At 60.5% G+C, this 18,488-nt stretch carries 13 protein-coding genes and 2 rRNA genes; 5 read left to right on the top strand and 10 right to left on the bottom strand.

The genetic code is table 11. The features are described from left to right. Both rrf (KKQ10_RS10990) and rrf (KKQ10_RS10995) read left to right on the top strand, forming a co-directional pair. Positions 1-97, top strand: a 5S ribosomal RNA gene (rrf, locus tag KKQ10_RS10990); the annotation flags it as partial. 105 nt (positions 98-202) lie between these two features. Then, positions 203-318: ribosomal RNA gene (rrf, locus tag KKQ10_RS10995) — 5S ribosomal RNA — on the top strand. 74 nt (positions 319-392) lie between these two features. On the opposite strand, the gene KKQ10_RS11000 is transcribed toward rrf (KKQ10_RS10995), so the two are convergent. The 4 genes from KKQ10_RS11000 to KKQ10_RS11015 all read right to left on the bottom strand — a co-directional run bounded on the left by KKQ10_RS11000 (position 393) and on the right by KKQ10_RS11015 (position 5,739). Continuing rightward, positions 393-1,571, bottom strand: a complete 1,179-nt coding sequence (locus KKQ10_RS11000) for a PepSY-associated TM helix domain-containing protein (protein WP_215501103.1) — start codon at positions 1,569-1,571, stop codon at positions 393-395. 77 nt (positions 1,572-1,648) lie between these two features. Continuing rightward, entirely contained in the window at positions 1,649-4,150 is a 2,502-nt protein-coding gene (locus KKQ10_RS11005; protein WP_215501104.1) for a TonB-dependent siderophore receptor, read from the bottom strand. A gap of 87 nt (positions 4,151-4,237) precedes the next feature. Next, on the bottom strand, positions 4,238-5,239 hold the full coding sequence (locus KKQ10_RS11010) for a FecR domain-containing protein (protein WP_215501105.1): 1,002 nt from the start codon (positions 5,237-5,239) through the stop codon (positions 4,238-4,240). Then, complete coding sequence (locus tag KKQ10_RS11015; protein WP_215501106.1) at positions 5,239-5,739, bottom strand: sigma-70 family RNA polymerase sigma factor; 501 nt, start codon at positions 5,737-5,739, stop codon at positions 5,239-5,241. Before KKQ10_RS11015 ends, KKQ10_RS11010 begins: the two co-directional genes overlap by 1 nt. Before the next feature lie 328 nt (positions 5,740-6,067). Here KKQ10_RS11015 and KKQ10_RS11020 point away from each other — a divergent pair, with 328 nt between their 5' ends. Further along, complete coding sequence (locus tag KKQ10_RS11020) at positions 6,068-7,948, top strand: methyl-accepting chemotaxis protein (RefSeq protein ID WP_127652633.1); 1,881 nt, start codon at positions 6,068-6,070, stop codon at positions 7,946-7,948. A gap of 126 nt (positions 7,949-8,074) precedes the next feature. On the opposite strand, the gene KKQ10_RS11025 is transcribed toward KKQ10_RS11020, so the two are convergent. The 5 genes from KKQ10_RS11025 to KKQ10_RS11045 all read right to left on the bottom strand — a co-directional run bounded on the left by KKQ10_RS11025 (position 8,075) and on the right by KKQ10_RS11045 (position 15,152). Further along, the gene (locus tag KKQ10_RS11025) at positions 8,075-8,542 is read right to left on the bottom strand and encodes an SRPBCC family protein (protein ID WP_127652634.1); all 468 of its coding nucleotides are present in this window, start codon (positions 8,540-8,542) and stop codon (positions 8,075-8,077) included. A gap of 22 nt (positions 8,543-8,564) precedes the next feature. Next, positions 8,565-11,957 (bottom strand): amino acid adenylation domain-containing protein, encoded by a 3,393-nt coding sequence (locus tag KKQ10_RS11030; RefSeq protein WP_215501107.1) that lies wholly within the window; start codon positions 11,955-11,957, stop codon positions 8,565-8,567. A 13-nt stretch (positions 11,958-11,970) separates the two neighbouring features. After that, positions 11,971-12,900, bottom strand: coding sequence for a diiron oxygenase (locus KKQ10_RS11035; RefSeq protein ID WP_215501108.1), 930 nt, complete (start codon positions 12,898-12,900; stop codon positions 11,971-11,973). Beyond that, the gene (locus KKQ10_RS11040) at positions 12,897-13,673 is read right to left on the bottom strand and encodes a DUF3050 domain-containing protein (RefSeq protein WP_003220443.1); all 777 of its coding nucleotides are present in this window, start codon (positions 13,671-13,673) and stop codon (positions 12,897-12,899) included. The genes KKQ10_RS11035 and KKQ10_RS11040 overlap by 4 nt, the downstream gene beginning before the upstream one ends. 768 nt (positions 13,674-14,441) lie before the next feature. After that, a complete protein-coding gene (locus tag KKQ10_RS11045; RefSeq protein WP_127652637.1) occupies positions 14,442-15,152 on the bottom strand; it encodes a GntR family transcriptional regulator in 711 nt (236 codons plus the stop codon). Between the two features lie 196 nt (positions 15,153-15,348). On the opposite strand from KKQ10_RS11045, the gene lapG reads away from it, so the two are divergent. After that, complete coding sequence (gene lapG / locus KKQ10_RS11050; protein WP_127652638.1) at positions 15,349-16,041, top strand: cysteine protease LapG; 693 nt, start codon at positions 15,349-15,351, stop codon at positions 16,039-16,041. A gap of 14 nt (positions 16,042-16,055) precedes the next feature. Continuing rightward, complete coding sequence (lapD, locus tag KKQ10_RS11055; protein ID WP_215501109.1) at positions 16,056-18,002, top strand: cyclic di-GMP receptor LapD; 1,947 nt, start codon at positions 16,056-16,058, stop codon at positions 18,000-18,002. 98 nt (positions 18,003-18,100) lie between these two features. Here the strand turns inward: lapD and KKQ10_RS11060 are convergent, their stop codons facing one another. Beyond that, complete coding sequence (locus tag KKQ10_RS11060) at positions 18,101-18,439, bottom strand: tryptophan synthase subunit beta (protein ID WP_127652684.1); 339 nt, start codon at positions 18,437-18,439, stop codon at positions 18,101-18,103. Positions 18,440-18,488 lie beyond the last annotated feature (49 nt).

Raw genomic sequence — 18,488 nt, forward strand, 5'->3', positions numbered from 1 at the left:
TGGAACCACCTGATCCCATCCCGAACTCAGAAGTGAAACGATGCATCGCCGATGGTAGTGTGGGGTTTCCCCATGTGAGAGTAGGTCATCGTCAAGATTAAATTCCGAAACCCCAATTGCGAAAGCAGTTGGGGTTTTGTTTTAGTAGAAGTTCCCATTTTTGCTGGTACGTTACCGTGTTGACGGGCCAGATACAGAATTTCTTGACGACCATAGAGCGTTGGAACCACCTGATCCCATCCCGAACTCAGCAGTGAAACGATGCATCGCCGATGGTAGTGTGGGGTTTCCCCATGTGAGAGTAGGTCATCGTCAAGATTAAATTCCAGAACCCCTGTCTGCTGACGCAGACAGGGGTTTTGTCGTTTCAGGGACTGGCAGAAATCCGGACGTCAGGCTGTTTTGCGAGCCTTGCTGATGCGCCGGGCCTGCCACTTGCGCCACCAGATGTAGACGCCCGTCGCTGACAGACCCGCAATCAGAACACCCAATACCGCGATGATCACCTGCCCCGTAAAACCAATGATCCGCCCGCCATGTATCGGTAACTGCAATCGATAAAACCGTTCCCCCAACGTCCCTTGTCCAGCGATCTCCTGCCCTAGTAATCGTCCGTCCGTGCCGTGAAAGAACAACCAGGATTTACCATGGGCCTCAGTGTCGTGCTGTCCAAACCCGGCACCGTAGAAGTTGTACTCAAAGCTGTAATACAACTCCCCGATCGCTGCCGTCAGCCCTAACCTTTTGCCCTCCTGTAATGCCCTCTCGTATGCCTGTTGATAACTCAACTGCGTCACGCCCAACTCGGAAGGAGGCATTCGCCCGCGGGCCTCATACAAGCTCGGCTCAATGGGCGAAAACAACGACACTGCCGGTTTGAATACCTGGCTCGGCAGATTCATCGCGACGCTGCTGACCGCAATCGGCAGGAGCAACAACCATAGCCATAATCCCCCCGCACGATGCAGATCGAAGTTGAGCCGGTAAGCATGCCCGCCCTTGATCTTCCAGGCCGTCGACCACTTCTTCCAGAACGGCTTGCCCCGCGGAAGCGTGAGCCACAGCGCAATAAAGCAATCGATCACCCAGGCGATGGCGACCAGGCCCATCAGCCACAAACCCCAGTTACCGGGGAGCGTCAGGTTGTAATGAAACTCGAGAATGAACGGAACAAAGTTTTCCCGCGCAAAGCAACACTCGCCCCAGTAACGCTGGCCTTTCTGCTTGGCACTCACTGGGTCCAGATAGAACACCTGATTGCGCTCATCAAACGGTTTGCCTGTCGCCGGATCATTGCGCGGGACAGCCGCCAATAACGCGGTATGCCCCAATTCGTCCGGATACTCCATGTACCAGACCTGCAACTTCGGATGCGTGTTTTGCACAGCATCTACCAACGTTCCGGGAGGCAAACGCTGCCCCTCGGCGGAGGCTGCATAAAACTGCGGATTCAGCCATTCATCCAGCTCGTGATTGAACGCCAGAATGCTGCCGGTGATGCCGGCCAGCAGCAAAAACACCGCCGTGGCCAAGCCGATATAACGATGTAACAACACTAACAATGCGCGCATGAAAGATTCCTCACAGAGACGACAAAGCCAGCCCCTGAACAATCAGGGACTGGCTTTTTTATGCACAAGGCAAAGCCTTAGAACTGGTAGCTGACCGTGGCGGCGACGTTGCGCTCTTCGCCCATGTAGCAAAAGTTCAGGCTCGCGCAGGAGGCCACGTAGGATTCGTTGGTCAGGTTGTTCGCGTTCAGGCGCACGTCGACACCCTTCAAGCCGACCTTGCCCAGGTCGTAGCCGATCGATGCGTCGAACAAGGTGTAGGAAGGCACCTTCATGGTGTTTTCTGCATCCGCCCAGCTGTAGCCGACATAGCGCACACCACCGCCCAGACGCAGGCCATCGAGTGCTGCGCTGTCGAACTTGTAGTCCGCCCACAACGAGGCCATGTGCCGCGGTGCCTGAGTCGGCGAATTGCCTTTGTTCTCGATCACGTCGGTCGGCGTGCTCAGGGTGCTGACCATCGACTTCGAGTACTCGATATCGGTGAAGGTGTAGCTGCCGAGGACTTTCAGGTTGTCGGTCATCTGCATGTGCGCTTCCAGCTCCAGACCTTGCGAACGCACGGCACCGACAGCGCGGTAGAAGTTTTCCTGCGGCAGCTTGGTTGCCAGGTTCTCTTGATCGATCCGGAACAGCGAGGCGGTGAACAGGTTGTCGGTGCCCGGCGGCTGGTACTTCAGGCCGACTTCCCACTGCGTCCCGTCGGTCGGTGGCAGCGGATTGCCGGCGCTGTCGGCATACGAGTTCGGGTTAAACGACTCGGAATAACTGATGTATGGCGCCAGGTCGTTATCGAACAGATACAGCACGCCCGCGCGGCCGGTCAGTTTGGTGCGACGGTCATTGATTTCGGTGCCCACCGGGCGTTCTGCTTCGGCGATGCGGTTTTCATCGGAGGTCTCGACCCAGTCCTGGCGCAGACCCAGCGAGAAGCGCCATTGGTCCAGCTCGATCAGGTCCTGCAGGTACACCCCGGTCTGCTCCAGGCGCCGTAGGTAACTGGTCTGACCGTACAGGTCGATCGCCGCGTTGCCGTAGACCGGGTTGAACGCATTGATCGGCGTCAGACCGCCGCTGGTCCAGTCGACCACCGTCTTGCGTCGCTGATAGTCGGCGCCCATCAACACGGTGTGCTTGGTGGCACCGGTGAAGAATTCGGCCTGCAGCATGTTGTCGACGATGAACGCATGCAGGCGCTCATCGCCGCCGGTGTAGTAACGGTTCAGTTCGTTGCTGGTCGGCGTCGTCCAGCCGTAGGCGTAGACCTGATCCATGTTCACTTTGGAGTCGAGGTAACGGAAGTTCTGCCGCGCCGTGAAGACATCGTTGAAGCGATGTTCGAACTGATAGCCGAACGACTGCTGATCCCGCGAATACCCGTCAACCCCCGGCTCACCTTCGAAGAAATGCGACGAGATACGCTTGCCGTTGCGCTGATGAATCGTGCCATCCGCCGGCACGCCACCGTGGTAGCCGCCATCCGGATCGTGTTGCAGATACGCTTGCAGCGTCAGCGAGGTGTCTTCAGTGAAATCGATGCTCAGGGTCGGGGCGAGGGCGAAGCGTTTTTCCTTGTTGTGGTCGAATTGCGTGTCGGACTGATCCGTCAAACCGGTCAGACGATAGGCAATGCGCTTGTCGTCATCGACCGGACCGCTGAAGTCAAAACCGATCCCGCGCTGACCCTGGGTACCGACCGTGGCCTGCACCTGATGATAGGCCTCGTACAACGGCTGCTTGCTGGTCAGTGCCACGAGGCCACCGGGCGAACTGCGGCCGTACAACACCGACGATGGGCCTTTGAGAATATCCACGCGCTCGAGGAAATACGGATCGACCTGCATGGTGCTGTAGGTCCCGCTGTCGCCCATCGACTTGAGGCCGTCGAGGTAGATGTTGTCCACCGAGCCGTCGTTGAAACCGCGCATCGCTACATAGTCGTAGCGATGGGTCGCGCCGTACGGGTTGGTCAGCACGCCGGGGGTATAGCGCATTGCCTGGGAGACGGTCTGCGAGCCCTGGTCGTCCATTTGTTCGCGAGTGACCACGGACACGCTTTGCGAGGTTTCCAGCAACGCGGTACTGGTCTTGGTGGCGATCTGGCTGTGGGTGGCGTTGTAGCCCTCCATGTTGCCCAGTGCGTTACCGAGGGCGAAGCCTTTGATATCGGTGGTCGGCAGCGCCAGGGCGGCGCTGTCGCTGACTGAATGCAGAATGTAGCTGTTACCGTCCCGGCTGACCGCCTCCAGACCCGAGCCACTGAGCAAATGGCTCAACGCCTGATCCGTTGAGTATTCGCCCTGCACGCCGGGAGACTGCCGCCCCTGCGTTTGCTGCGGGGTCATCGACAAGGTGATGCCGGCCTGGCGCGCAAACTGGTTCAGCGCTTCGCCCAGCGGGCCGGCGACGATGTTGTAGCGCTGACTGCTGGTCTCACTGGCATTGGCGGCGAAGCTCAGGCCGGGCAGCACACTTGCACCCAAAACAGTGGAGAACAGGGCGGCGCGAATGGCGTGGCGCAACAGGCCCGATTCGGCAGTGAAATGCAGCGGTTTCTTACAGGTGATGCGGACCGTCATTGTAGGTTTCCGTGGCAAGTCGCAAAGGCTGAGTTGAAGTACTTACTGACCAAGCCGGACTTGCCGCGAAAACCCGCCAAAATAATTTCAGGCCACTGGCTCCAGCGTGACCCACCAACGGGTGCGATAACGCAATTGCACCGGCAGGGTCTGCGGCAGGATGGCCAGCAGCTTGTCGGTGTCCTCCAGGCGGAACACCCCGGACAGGCGCAGATCAGCCACGGCCGACGCACACGTCACGAAACCCTGCCGATAACGTCCGACCTCGTTGAGAAAATCGCCCAGGCGTATGTTGCGAGTCACGATCAAACCGTCGACCCATGCGCCCGCGTCCATATCCAGTGGCGGCGCCGGGCGTACCTGGTGGTGGTCGATCAGGTAGGTCTGCCCGGCGAGCGCCTCAAACGAGGCTCCGCCGCTGTGGATGGCGACGCTCCCGGTGGTGACGCTCAGCCGCGTGCAATCGCTGTCCTGACGCAGAATGAAGCGGGCATTGGTCGGTTCATAAATGCCGTGACGGCTTTGCACGCGAAGCGCTCGGTTGAACGCCGCGCCTTCATCGTTACCGCCGCACGTGACGATGATTTCGCCGCGGGTGAGTTTGATCAGCCGCTGTTGCGCGGTGTAATCCAGATCCACTGCGCTGGCGGTGTTGAGTTCGATCCGCGTGCCGTCGGGCAACTGGAAGCCGCGACGCTCGCCGGTCGCCGTGGCGTAGTCGGCGCGCCACTGCTGCCAGGCAGAGGTGTCCTTGGCCAGCCACGCGGCGGAGCCCATCAGCAAGGCACCGGACAACAGCTTCAAGGCCTGGCGCCGTCCGAGTCCCTGCGCACTGTTTTCCAGAGTATTGAGCGCCACCTGTGCACTGGGTACTGCGCGCAGGTTATGGCTCAGTTCAGCCTGCAGCGACTGCACGCGCTGCCAGGCCAGTTCATGCTCATGATGTTCGGCGCGCCAGGCTTCGCACTGGCGACTCAGGCGCGCATTGCCGTGGTTGTTGCGCAGCCGCAGCAGCCAATGAATGGCTTGTTTGACCACCTGTTGCGGCGGTTCGGCGCGGCGTCCGGCCGAGACGTTATCCACAGGCATCAGCTTGCGTACCGCAACACGTAGCAGTGATACAGCGCATCGGCGACGTAACGCTCCACCGAGCGCAGCGACAAACCCATCTGCTCGGCGATCTGCTTGTGGGTCAAACCTTCGCACTGCGCCAGCAGAAACGCCTGACGCACTTTCGGCCGCAGGCCTTCGAGCATGCGCGCGACGCTTTCGAGCAATTCGATTACCAGGGCGCGGGCCTCGGCACTCGGGGTTTCGGCTTCGGGCAAGTGGGCGATGGCTTCGAGATAGGCGCGTTCGATTTCTTCACGGCGCCAATGGTCGATCACCAGACCGCGGGCGATGGTACGCAAAAAAGCGCGCGGCGCCTTGAGCTCCAGGCGTTCGGTGCGTTGCAACAGGCGCACGAACGTGTCCTGCGCCAGATCCGCCGCGTCCGCGGCATTGCCCAGCCGCGCCCGCAGCCAGGCGTTGAGCCAGCCGTGATGACTACTGTAAAGCGGCTGCACTGCAAACTCAGGTGAGGACATGAACGCGACAGCCCGGACGTCACAAATGATAATTAGTCGCATTTTTATCAAGGGCTGGAAATTTTGCAACCTCCACTCGAATAACGTTCTTGAAAAACTCAAGGCGAACGCTCTGGCGCGCCGTTCGGCGGGAATCTGACAGAAATGCCGTGCATTTCCCACACAGCCCTAAGATTTCTGCGAACGGTGCCGACAGACTGGTGAGACATGCGTGCACCAAAGTAGAGCGGCCATCAGAACGCTGCCTGCCAACTATTGGATATTTGGAGCTACATGGAATGTTGCATCCCGGAACGCATCCCCACTTTTGCATAAGAAGTCCCATGAAATGAATCTCAAGTTCAGCCATAAAATCCTGTTGGCCGCCTCGGGCGTCGTGGTCCTGGCTTTCGCTTTGTTCACCCTCTACAACGACTATCTGCAGCGAAACACCATTCGCCAGAACCTCCAGTCCTCCGTGCAGCAGGCCGGCGATCTGACCGCCAGCAGCGTGCAGAACTGGATGAGCGGGCGGATTCTGGTGCTGGAAAACCTCGCGCAGAACGTTGCCCATCAGGGCAAGAACGCCGACTTCCCGGGGCTGGTCGATCAACCGGCCTTCACCTCGAACTTCCAGTTCACCTACGTCGGCCAGGCCAACGGTGTATTCACCCAGCGCCCGGACGCGAAAATGCCAGACGGCTACGACCCGCGTCAGCGCCCCTGGTACAAGCAAGCCGTCGCCGCCGACAAGACCATGCTGACCCCGCCTTACATGGCCGCCGTCGGTGGTCTGGTGGTGACCATCGCCATGCCGGTGAAGAAGGACGGCGAACTGCTCGGTGTGGTCGGTGGTGACCTGAGCCTGGAAACCCTGGTGAAGATCATCAACTCGGTGGACTTCGGTGGCTTGGGTCATGCGTTCCTGGTCAGCGCCGACGGTCAGGTGATCGTCAGCCCGGACAAGGATCAGGTGATGAAGAACCTGAAGGACATCTACCCGAACGCCAGCGTGCGCATCGAGAAGGGCAACCAGAACGTGGTGCTCAATGGTCAGGAACGCATCCTGTCGTTCACCCCGGTCAGCGATTTGCCGAATGCCCAGTGGTACATCGGTCTGTCGATCGATCGCGACAAGGCCTACGCCGCTCTCAGCCAATTCCGTACTTCGGCGCTGATCGCCATGTTCGTTGCGGTCGCCGCGATTGCGCTGCTGCTGAGCCTGCTGATCAATGTGTTGATGCGTCCGCTGACCACCATGGGTCGTGCGATGCAGGACATCGCCCAGGGCGAAGGCGACCTGACCCGTCGTCTGGTCGTGGAAGGCAAGGATGAGTTCGCGGAACTGGGCAGCTCGTTCAACCAGTTCGTCGAACGGATTCACGCGTCGATTTCCGAAGTGTCGTCAGCCACCCGTCACGTGCACGACCTGTCGCAACGGGTGATGGCGTCGTCCAACGCCTCGATCATCGGTTCCGACGAACAAAGCGCACGCACCAACAGCGTGGCTGCCGCGATCAACCAGTTGGGCGCCGCCACTCAGGAAATCGCCCGCAACGCCGCCGATGCTTCGCAACACGCCAGCGGCGCGAGCGAGCAGGCCGATGACGGCCGTCAGGTGGTTGAGCAAACCATCCAGGCCATGACCGAGCTGTCGCAGAAGATCAGCCTGTCGTGCACCCAGATCGAAACCCTGAATGCCAGCACCGACAACATCGGCCACATTCTCGATGTGATCAAAGGCATCTCGCAGCAGACCAACCTGCTGGCACTCAACGCGGCGATCGAAGCGGCGCGTGCCGGCGAAGCCGGACGTGGTTTTGCGGTGGTGGCGGACGAAGTGCGCAACCTCGCCCATCGCACCCAGGAGTCGGCGGAAGAGATCCACAAGATGATCACTTCGTTGCAGGTCGGCTCGCGTGAAGCGGTGACCACCATGAACGCCAGTCAGGCGTCCAGCGAAGAAAGCGTGGAAGTGGCGAACCAGGCCGGTCTGCGACTGGTCAGCGTGACCCAGCGCATCGGCGAGATCGACGGCATGAACCAGTCGGTGGCTGCCGCGACCGAAGAGCAGACCGCCGTGGTGGAAACCCTCAACGTCGACGTCAACCAGATCAACCTGTTGAACCAGCAGAGCGTCGCCAACCTCAACGAGACGTTGAAGGATTGTGATGCCTTGTCGCAGCAGGCCAACCGGTTGAAGCAGTTGGTTGATAGTTTCAAAATCTGATCTTCAGATTGAAGACCGCGTTATCGTTCATCGCGAGCAGGCTCACTCTTACAGGGGAACGCATTCCAACTGTAGGAGTGAGCCTGCTCGCGATAGCGGTGGATCAGTCACCGCCGAACTGAAGCCTTAAACAAACAGCTTCAAAACATTTCCCATCGCATCATCAGCAAACCCCTGCACAAAATCCTTGAACCCCGGCAGCGCTTCTTCCCCCCCTGAAGCCGGTTCGGCAATGATCGTCCAGGTCGCCCGCGACTTCCCCGCCCCCAGCGATTCCACATTCATCGCCGCCCACAGATTGGCCACCCCCAGGGTGTTGTAGATCGTGGTCCAGGTCATGGCCCGCGCCTGCTCATCGCGGGAGTTGAGTTGCTCGACCACCACGTTGCCGTCCTTGAAAAATTTCTTGCGCAGCGAAGACACACCTTCGCCGGTCATTTCGATGTGCGACAGCGCCGGAATAAAGCGGTCGAAGCCGCCAAAATTGCCGACCACCGCCCAGACCTGCGCCGCGTCCGCCGGCACTTCCACCGAAGACACAACGTGGCAGCCGTGCGGGTTTTTGATCAGGGTGTCGGGTTGCAGATTGCTCATGGTGTTGCTCCTTTGGGTTGAACTAGATGAAGTTGATCTGTTTCAGGTAATCGCAGCCGCGACGCAGCAGCGCCGGGGATTTTTCCGGGTAGTGCGCGCCCATTTGTTGCACGCCGGCCTCCGCGTTGGCGTGACCGATCAGGGAGATGTCGCCGATGTCTTCCTCGAAGCCGTTGAGGTAGAAACCGAGCACGCCGAACAGCGCGTTGTCGGCATCGACCCGGCCCAGTTGCTGCTGCCAGTCGGCCACGCTGACCAGCGAGAACTCGCTGCCGGTTTCGCGGAACGAGGCGACGTAGGCATCCCAACTCAGCGGCTCGGGGTTGTGCAGGTTGAACACCGCGCGCTCGGTCGAATAACGGCTGGCGTGGAAGGCGATGAAACGGGCGAGAAAGTCCACCGGCATCAGGTCAAAATTCAGCGCGAAGGCCGGCACCTGACCGAGCTGGATCGAACCCTTGAGCATCAGCATCAAACGGTTTTTGTGCGGCTGGCAGACGCCGCTCAAGCTGTTGAAACTGATGTTGCCGGGGCGGTACAGGTTGACCCACACCCCACGCTCGCGGGCCCGTTCGAGGATGCGTTCGCCGACCCATTTCGACAGGTTGTAGCCGTTGCGGATGTAGATCGGCGGGGTCTCTGCGGCGGGCAACTCGAGCACTCGGCCTTCGCCATCGACCGTGCTTGAAGCCGACAGCGTCGAGACGAAGTTGAAGACCTTCTTGCTGCGCCCTTCGCACAGGCGCAACAGCTCGAAGATCGGCTCGACGTTATCCGCTGCCAGTGACTCGTAATCGAGCACGTGATTGACGTTGGCGGCGTTGTGCACCAGCGCGCCGAACTCGCGATCGAGGCGCTGATAATCGTCGTCGGCCAGCCCCAGTTGCGGGCGGGTGATGTCTGCCGAATAGATCTGCACCCGACTCAAGTCCAGATGCTCCAGACGGTTCTCGCGCAACGCCTGGGCGAAGCGCTGCGCCGCCGTTTGCCCGCCACCGTCACGCACCAGACACGCCACTTCGCTGGCGCCCCAACCGAGCAGCGCTTCGACGATGTGCACGCCGACAAAGCTGTTGGCGCCAGTGACGATCACCTTGTGCACATCGCCCAGACGACTGATCGGCAGCGGCTCGATGTGCAGTGGGCGCTCGGCGTCGGCCATGGCCTGGGCGCTGAGCACCGCGTTGTCATCGGTACCGCGCACCAGCGTCGCGAGCTTGATGATGGTCGGCAGTTCGATGAAGCGGTTGATCGAGATGCTGCGCCCGAATTCCTCACGCAAACGCAGCAACATGCGTGACAGCAGAATCGAGTGACCACCGAGGTTGAAGAAACTCTCGTCGGTGGAAATATCGCTGCCGGGCAGTTCCAGCAGTTCCGCCCAGATCTCCAGCAACAGGGCTTCGTCGGCATTCGCCGGCAGGCATTTCGGTCCGCTGTCCTGCAAGCTCACCGGCAGCTCCAGCAAGGCTTTGCGGTCGACCTTACCGTTGCTGGCGAACGGCATGTGCGGCAGTTCAGTCCACGCCACCGGTTGCATGTAGTCCGGCAGAAACTGCTGGGCATGGGCCTTCAATGCATCGCGGGCGGCGTCTGATTGTGGCTGGGCGAGGAACGCCAGAATTCGCCGCTGACTGTCGATCACCACCGCCAGCTGACGGTACAACTGGCTCTCACGCAGGCAGCGTTCGATCTCTTCCGGCTCGACCCGGAAACCACGGATCTTCACCTGATTGTCGCGTCGCCCGCACAGCTCGATCCCGTGTGCGCCCCACTTGGCCATGTCGCCGCTGCGGTAGGCGCGCATTGTCTGGCCGTGCGGCAGTTGCAGGGTCAGATAGCGCTCGGCGGTCTGCTGCGGATTGTTCAAATAGCCGAGGCAGACGCCGGGGCCGACGATGAACAACTCGCCGACGGTGTGCTCCGGTACCGGTTGCAGGCCATCGTCGAGAATCAACACCTGACTGTTGGCAATCGGTGCGCCGAGGGTGCGGTTGCTGTCACCCGGCTTGAGTTGTCGGGCGGTGATCAACACCGTGGCCTCGGTGGGGCCGTAGAGATTGTGCAGCTTGCCCTGCCGGGTCAGTTGCTCGATGACGAAGGGCTCGCAGACGTCGCCACCGGTCATCACCTCCACACCTTGCAGCTGCTCCAGCGGCAGGATGCTCAGCAGCGCCGGCGGCAGGAACGCATGGGTCAGTTGCCGGCGACGGATCAACGCCACCAGTTGCAGCGGATCGCGGCGTTGAGTGTCATCGGGCACCACCAGTTCGGCGCCTTCGAGCAGCGTCGGAAAGATATCGATCAGCGAAGAATCGAAACTCAACGAAGAAAACTGCAAGACCCGACTTTCAGCGTGCAACTGCACGTAATCGGCGTACCACGCGGTGAAGTGCGCAAGGTTCGCCTGGCTCAGCAGCACGCCCTTTGGATGGCCGGTGGTGCCCGAGGTGTAGAGCGCCATGCACGGTGCTTCGAGCTCGGGACGCTGACGCATCAGCGGTTGGCTGAGATCGGCGTCCGCGCTGTCGATACGACTGACATCCAGCCCGGGCATCGACTCACTGAGCGGATGCTCGCCGTCGTGCAGCAACAACACCGCACCGGCGTTTTGCAGGATGTATTGCTGGCGTTGCAACGGATGGCTCGGCTCCAGCGGCAGATACACCGCGCCACTGCCGAGCAGCGCCAGAATCGAGGCGAACAGCGCAGGGCTTTTCGGCTGGCAAATGCCGACGACCCACGGCTGCGGATGCTGCTCGAGCAGTGGCAGCAGACGCTGCTGGATCGCACGACTGTGAGCGTGCAACTGGTGATAGCTGAGCGACTGCTCGGCCAGGTGCAGCGCCGGTCGCTCGGCGTGTTCGATCAGGCTGTGTTGCAGACGCTCGATCAGCGGCGTCTGCGCCTGTTGCAACAACGCCGGATGCGCCGTGGCGTTGAGGCGATGGACGTAGGCCAGACTGTCGAGAAACAGCAGGTCCTCCACCTGTTCGAAGTCCGGCGCCGTGGCGGGCGTTGCCTGCTGGAAATACTCGGCGTCGCGGGAGAAACGGCTGACCAGCAACGCGACTTCGTCCACCACATGGGTCAGCACTCGCTGGCGCAGTGCCTGACCGTTGCCGGACGGCTCATCGCCAATCGGCACGCGGCTGATCAGTGACGAGCCGAGGAAACACAGCAGGTCGAGTGTCGGCAAACCGCCAATGCTCGGTGCACCGATACCCAGGCGCAGATGCAGGTGCGCGATTGCACAGAAATCGCCGGCGCCGATGAAGCCATCGTCGATGATCAGATCCACCGGCGATTGCGCCGCGCCGCTGCGCAGCAAGGCGTGACCGTGTTGTTCGAGTTCCTGCGCCAGGTCGGTCATGGCCTGGCTGGCGCCAATCAGCAAAATGTCGAGACGTCTCATGTCGGCCTCCTCATCAAACCAGATAGTCACGCAGGGCTTGCTGCACGCAGGGCGTGTCGAGTAGCGAGCTGCTGTGGAAAAAACGCACGATGTTGCCCACCAGCGGATGGTGGCGATTGATCGGGAACGCCAGTCCGGCCATCTCGTCCTTGAGCGAACGGCGGATCGCATCGCTGACCGGCAACGCGTCGATCAGGCGCAGATCGAAGGACTTCTGAATGTCGTTGGTCAGGTAATGGCCGATGAACACTGGCAGGATCTGCGCAATGGTTTCCCGATCCGCCTCACTGGCGGTGTGCCAATAGATGCGCACCATCCGCGCCCAGAAGCTGGAGTGCCGGCCCTCGTCGAGCAGATGATCGGCCATCAGCCCTTTGATCGACGGCTTGACTGTGTCGTCCCGGGCGAACGCTGCGACGTCGCCGGTCACGGTGTTCTCGGCGATGGCCACGCAGATCAGCTCCACGGCACTGCGCAGGTGCTCTGGCGCCAGGCCGACAGCGGCAGGAATCGCCCGGTTCAGTTCGATTTCCGCGGGCAGTTCGATCGGCTCGATACCGGTCATGGCCACGGTCTGTTGCATGAAATCCATCGCCACCAGCGCGTGGTAATCCTCGTCCACCACCACGGTCATGGCGTCGTAGCGACAGGCGAACGGGAAGGCCACGGCGAAGCGATTCTTGGCGATGCTGCGCGCGGTCTTGTCGACGATCTCGGTTTCGAAAATCACCACGTCGTTGATGAATTTGTACAACGTCTGCACCAGGGCGAAATCCCGTTGTTGCGGGCACTCGCGCAGAAAGGTTTCGCTCAGCACCAGGGGCTGGCGGCTCAGTGGGTAGATCAGACGTTCATCGTCTTCCAGCACGCGCCGTGGCCGGGTGCGGATGGTGGCGCGGTTTTCCCAGGCGTCGGCGAAGGATTGGTAATCGGCGGCGTTCATTGGGCCACCTCCGCCAAGGGTTCACGCATGCTCAGGCGCAGGCCGTCCCACAGGGCGATGCGGCTTTCCACCGCCGCGATGGCGCTGGCGTAGACCTCGGCTTCACGCTGCGGGTCGCCATCGACCAGGCGCTCCAGCAGTTGCTCCGCCGCCGGGCCGTGATCCTCGGAGTCGACTTCGATGTGGCGCTCCAGGTAATAGCGAAAGGTCGGAGCCTGCTCGATGCCGATCCCCCAGTCGTCGAGAATGCGCTGGAACATTGGCGGGATCACGCTCTCGCGGCCATGCAGGAACGCGGCGGCAACGCTGTGGCCCGGTGCGTGCAGCGCGGTGTTCAGCGTCTCGCGAACAAATTTCGCCGCTGCCGGATCCACCTCGACGCTCTGCAGGGCCACGTCGTAACTCACGCCCTCCTGTTGCAGCGCGACAAACCGCTCGACCGCCGTGGTGCTCGCACCGACTTCACGCATGGCGTCCAGGTACAGCTCGAAATGGCTGTAGTGGCCATGCGCGGGACGGTCGTCGGACTCTTCGCCGAGCACGATTTCGTTGATCAGGCGTGCGGCGTGCGGGTCACGCGGTGGTAACCATGGCAGGCGCGTGCAGGTCAGTTCCTGTTGCAGGCGCTTGGTCAGCGACATGAAATCCCACACGGCGAAGACATGGGATTCCATGAACCGGCGCAGTACCGATAGCGAATCGATCTCAGTGAAGATCGGGTGAACGCTCAATTGAGCTTTTTTCAGGGCGAGTTGTTCTTTAGTTGGCATCATGGCGAACCTCGGTGTTATTGGAATAGAGGGAGTTGCTCGTTCAGTGCATCAACGCGGACTCAATAAGTCTGAAACGTTTTCTATTGGCGAACGCTAGCCTCATTTGGATTAATGAAAGTTTGCAAAGTGCATGAAAGGCTCTGGGCTACAGCCTGGCGCTTATCTGCCTGGGTTATAGCCTGACTGCGGAGCTGCGCCGTGTTTGCAGGGTAAAACCTGCTCGGCGAGGAAAAGCTAATACATCGTCAAATAACTTAACAAGTTTATTTTGAATTATTTTTAGTTGTCTGTTTTTTGAATATGAGTCGGCTCGGTAAAACTTTTGATTTAAGTTTTACTTGGGCGTAGTTGCTCCTTTCAGCAAATGAAGGCCAAAATTGAGTACAAGAGTGAATGCCTCACTCAAAGCAACTTTTCGATACAGAGATTGAAGTGATGTATAGGAATGAAAGTTGGCCGGGAACGGCGCCGTAACTTCCTTTTATCCCGTGGCAAGGCTCCTTCCGTAGGTTCCTGGTGCGGAGACTGCGCCGGCGGTGCGGCGTGTCGCCCGTTCTTCATGGGGTGGCCGTTAAAGAGTGCGGGTAAATTGGCGGGACGGCTATGACCGATTCGTCCGCAGCGAGGTGCAATGCCGGGCGAACCGGCGCAGGGAGGTTAGAGCGAACAGGCCGATCCGCCAGGCGGTTTGCCGCGCAGCGTCGAGAGGATTTGTAAGCGGGTTATTCGCCGGTCAGGCGCGAAGGCCAGAGACCGGCGTGGAGGGGGTCAGCGTACGGCCTTGCGGTTTTGTCCGGCAGGGCTGGCAAGGAAACGGGTGATCACGTCGACGCCACGGTTGAGGTGCTGCGTGAGCAGCTTCACCGACAGTTCGACATCGCGCTCGATCACGGCCTGGAGCATGGCGCGGTGATCCTCCTGGGACAATTTGCCCAGGCCCATGGCTTCGAGGTTGAAACGCAGGAAGCGCTCCTCCTCGTTCAGGCCGTCTTCGACGAGCCGCAGCAGTCGCCGATTCGGCGCCTTGCTGTACAAGGCCATGTGGAACAGGCGATTGAGCCGCCCGATTTCGGTGTAGTCGTGCTGGGTTTCGAGTTCTTCGATATAGCTGGCGGCGTGCGCGTGATCGGCGCTGGTCAGCAACGGGATCGATTGGCGCATGGCTTCGGATTCGAGCAGGATCCGCAACTCGTAGGTTTCCGTGGCGTCGCCCTGAATCAGCGGCGCAACCACGGCGCCCTTGTGGGTGGTGACGCTCAGCAGTTCCTGCGCTTCGAGCTGGCGCAGAGCCTCGCGCACCGGCATGCGGCTGACCCCGAACAGGTCGGCCAGGTCCTGCTGGCGCAGGGCGGTGCCGCACGGCAAGCGACCGTCGAGGATCGCCGAGCGCAAGGTCTCTTCGATGGTCGAACGGGCGAGGTGTGCAGGAATCGGCCCATCGACTTTGATGCTGTGCAGCGGTTTGGGCTTCTGTGTCACAACTACTCACCCTGAATGACGACGGAATTTGGATCCAAAGACACTAGTGATTGCCCTACAACTTGTCAAACCGTGTAAAGGATTGCTGTTCTGTGTGAAGTTTAGCGCGATGGCGATGATCTCATGGTGCCATTGTTTTTTGTCGGGCTAAGCTTCACCATCAAACGCTTTCCTTCCTGCCCCCTGGAAACCTGCTGTGGCGGTACGTTTCGCGATCCCCCGGACTCTGCGCTGGCTAGGCTGCGCACTGCTGCTGGCCGGCGTCATGCTGGGCGGTCTGCATGCCGATTGGGATTTTTCCGCGATCAGCCGCAAAGCTACAGCACTTTACGGGCCGCTGGGTGCCGGGCAGCAGCGGATCGATGCATGGCAAAACCTGCTGGCCACGCAGAAACAGGTCAGCGAGTTGGAAAAGCTCAAGGTGGTGAACCTGTTTTTCAACAAACAGATGCGCTATGTAGAGGATATCGATCTGTGGGGTCAGGTCGATTATTGGGAGACACCCATCGAAGCGTTGTGGAAAGGCGCCGGCGATTGCGAAGACTACGCAATCGCCAAGTATTTCAGCCTGCGCCATCTCGGGGTCTCCAGTGACAAGCTGCGCATCACCTACGTCAAGGCACTGCGCCAGAATCGCGCGCACATGGTGCTGACTTACTACACCACCCCCGATGCCATGCCGCTGGTGCTCGACAGCCTGATCGATCCGATCCAGCCGGCGTCCCAGCGAACCGATCTGTTGCCGGTCTACTCTTTCAATGCCGAAGGTCTGTACCTGCCGGGGGCCAAGGGCAACAAAAAGGTCGGTGACACCAAACGCCTGTCGCGCTGGCAGGATGTGCTGAAGAAAATGCAGGCCGAAGGTTTCCCGGTCGAAACGACTAACTAGGAGCACGCGCTCAGATGTCTTTGTTCAAACAGCTGTTGATCGCTATCTGTCTGTTCCTGGTGGTCGCCTTCACCGGCAGCTTCATGGTCAGTCTGGAGAGCTCGCGCACCCAGTACGTCAACCAGCTGCGCTCCCACGCCCAGGACGCCGCCACGGCGCTGGCGTTGTCGCTGACGCCGAATATCGACGACCCGGCGATGGTCGAGCTGCTGGTCAGCTCGATTTTCGACAGCGGCTATTACGCGAGCATCCGCGTGGTCGACCTCAAGACCGACAAGACCATCGTCGAGCGCAGCGGGATTCCGGCAGTCAGCAATGTGCCTGACTGGTTCGTCAAACTGATCGGTCTCGAACCGGCCGGCGGCGACGCGCTGGTCAGCCGTGGCTGGGAGCAGGCAGCGAGGGTCGAGGTGGTCAGCCACCCGATGTTTGCCGTGGCCAAGCTGTGGCAGAGCGCATTGGGCAGCCTCGGCTGGCTGCTGCTGTGTGGCGCGGTCAGTGCGGTGCTCGGCGCGCTGCTGCTGCGCCGGCAATTGCGCCCGCTCGATTACATGGTCAAACAATCCCACGCCATCGCCCGCCGCGAATTCCTCAGCCTGCCGGAGCTGCCGCGCACCCCTGAACTGCGGCGCGTGGTGCAGGCGATGAACCAGATGGTCGAGAAGCTCAAGGCGCTGTTTCAGGAGCAGGCCGAGCGCAGTGAAAAACTGCGTGCCGAGTCCTATCAGGACAACCTCACGGGGCTGGCTAACCGACGCTATTTCGAGATGCAGTTGCACAACCGGGTGAGCAACCCGGAACAGGCCAGCTCCGGTTACCTGCTGTTGTTGCGGGTCAAGGATCTGGCCGGGCTCAACCAGCGTCTGGGCGGGCAGCGCACCGATGAGCTGTTGAAAGCGGTGGGCGAACAGCTGTCCCGCGAATGCGCCAAATACCCGGAAACCCAGAACCTCGTCACCCGTATTCGCGGCGGTGAGTTCGCCGTATTGGCCCCCGGGCTGGTGCGCGAAGAAGCGCTGCAACTGGCACAGAACCTCGACAGCGCGATGAGCAGTCTGCACGCTACCGGCGCCACCGATGTACCAGCCGTGGCCTCCATCGGCCTCGCCCCGTTCGCCCACGGCGATTCACCGCAAGCGGTGCTGACCCTCGGCGATCAGGCGCTGGCGCAGGCCGAGGGGCAGGGCGAGCAGAACTGGGCGTGTATTGATCAGAGTCTGGTGGCGGACGTCGGCGACGATCACCACGCCTGGCATCGATTGCTCGATCAGGCCTTGAATCAGCAGCGTTTCGAGCTGTTTTTCCAGCCGGTGGTGGCCGCTCAGGACACGCAACTGGTGCTGCATTACAAAGTGCTGTCACGGTTGCAGGATGATCAGGGCCAGACCATTGCGGCCGGACGTTTCCTGCCGTGGCTCGAGCGTTTCGGCTGGACGGCGCGGCTGGACCGCTTGATGCTCGAGCGCGTGCTGGAGCAGATGAAAGAGCATGATGACTCGCTGGCGCTGAACCTGTCTTCGGCAACCCTGGCCGATCCGCAGGCGCTGAACAGAGTGTTCGAGATTCTGCGTACCCACTCCAACCTCGGTGAGCGCCTGACCCTGGAAATCGGCGAGGAGCAATTGCCGGAACAAGCGGTGCTCGAGCAACTGACCCGGCGCCTGCGCGAGTTGGGCTTCTCCCTGAGTCTGCAGCGCTTCGGCGGGCGCTTCAGCATGATCGGCAACCTGGCGCGGCTGGGGCTGGCGTACCTGAAGATCGATGGCAGCTACATTCGGGCCATCGATCAGGAGAGCGACAAGCGCCTGTTCATCGAGGCAATCCAGCGGGCGGCGCACAGCATTGATCTGCCGTTGATTGCCGAGCGGGTCGAGACCGAAGGGGAGTTGTCGGTGATTCGCGAGATGGGCTTGTATGGGGTGCAGGGGCAGTTGTTTGGTGAACCCAAGCCCTGGAAGTAAATCTCAAGATTTGAAAGCGAAAAGATCGCAGCCTTCGGCAGCTCCTACATTGGAATGCGTTCCCTGTAGGAGCTGCCGAAGGCTGCGATCTTTTGCTTCTAAATCAAGCCGCCTTCATCTTCATCAATGAGCTGGCTCAACCCGCCCAGCGCCTCCCGCGCCTGGGTCCGATCCATCAACTTGGCCTGTGCCGCCGGCGGCAGGTCGGTGACCCGGATCACGCCTTTCTGGGTCAGCACCTGAATCAGGTCGTCGAGTACCCGAATCATTTCAAAGTCGCTCTGCTTGAGCTGTTTGAGGCTGTTTTCCACGGCCGCGTTGGCGAACCAGGCCTGGATTTCATGGTGGTCGGCCGGCAGCGTTTCCGTGGCCTCGGCGTAGGCCGCAGCTTCCACGCGAATCAACTGACCCTGCGCATCGCGTTGCACGTAAAACATTGAGCATCCCTCAGAAAGATCCAGCGTCATGCTGTCAGCAGCATAGGCC

The organism is Pseudomonas sp. MG-9 (assembly GCF_018729515.1).
Lineage (GTDB): Bacteria > Pseudomonadota > Gammaproteobacteria > Pseudomonadales > Pseudomonadaceae > Aquipseudomonas > Aquipseudomonas serboccidentalis.

Coding starts and splice junctions, on each gene's coding strand:
- KKQ10_RS11000 (WP_215501103.1), bottom strand. CDS start 1,571: ATGCGCGCATTGTTAGTGTTGTTACATCGTTATATCGGCTTGGCCACG.
- KKQ10_RS11005 (WP_215501104.1), bottom strand. CDS start 4,150: ATGACGGTCCGCATCACCTGTAAGAAACCGCTGCATTTCACTGCCGAA.
- KKQ10_RS11010 (WP_215501105.1), bottom strand. CDS start 5,239: ATGCCTGTGGATAACGTCTCGGCCGGACGCCGCGCCGAACCGCCGCAA.
- KKQ10_RS11015 (WP_215501106.1), bottom strand. CDS start 5,739: ATGTCCTCACCTGAGTTTGCAGTGCAGCCGCTTTACAGTAGTCATCAC.
- KKQ10_RS11020 (WP_127652633.1), top strand. CDS start 6,068: ATGAATCTCAAGTTCAGCCATAAAATCCTGTTGGCCGCCTCGGGCGTC.
- KKQ10_RS11025 (WP_127652634.1), bottom strand. CDS start 8,542: ATGAGCAATCTGCAACCCGACACCCTGATCAAAAACCCGCACGGCTGC.
- KKQ10_RS11030 (WP_215501107.1), bottom strand. CDS start 11,957: ATGAGACGTCTCGACATTTTGCTGATTGGCGCCAGCCAGGCCATGACC.
- KKQ10_RS11035 (WP_215501108.1), bottom strand. CDS start 12,900: ATGAACGCCGCCGATTACCAATCCTTCGCCGACGCCTGGGAAAACCGC.
- KKQ10_RS11040 (WP_003220443.1), bottom strand. CDS start 13,673: ATGATGCCAACTAAAGAACAACTCGCCCTGAAAAAAGCTCAATTGAGC.
- lapD (WP_215501109.1), top strand. CDS start 16,056: ATGTCTTTGTTCAAACAGCTGTTGATCGCTATCTGTCTGTTCCTGGTG.
- KKQ10_RS11060 (WP_127652684.1), bottom strand. CDS start 18,439: ATGTTTTACGTGCAACGCGATGCGCAGGGTCAGTTGATTCGCGTGGAA.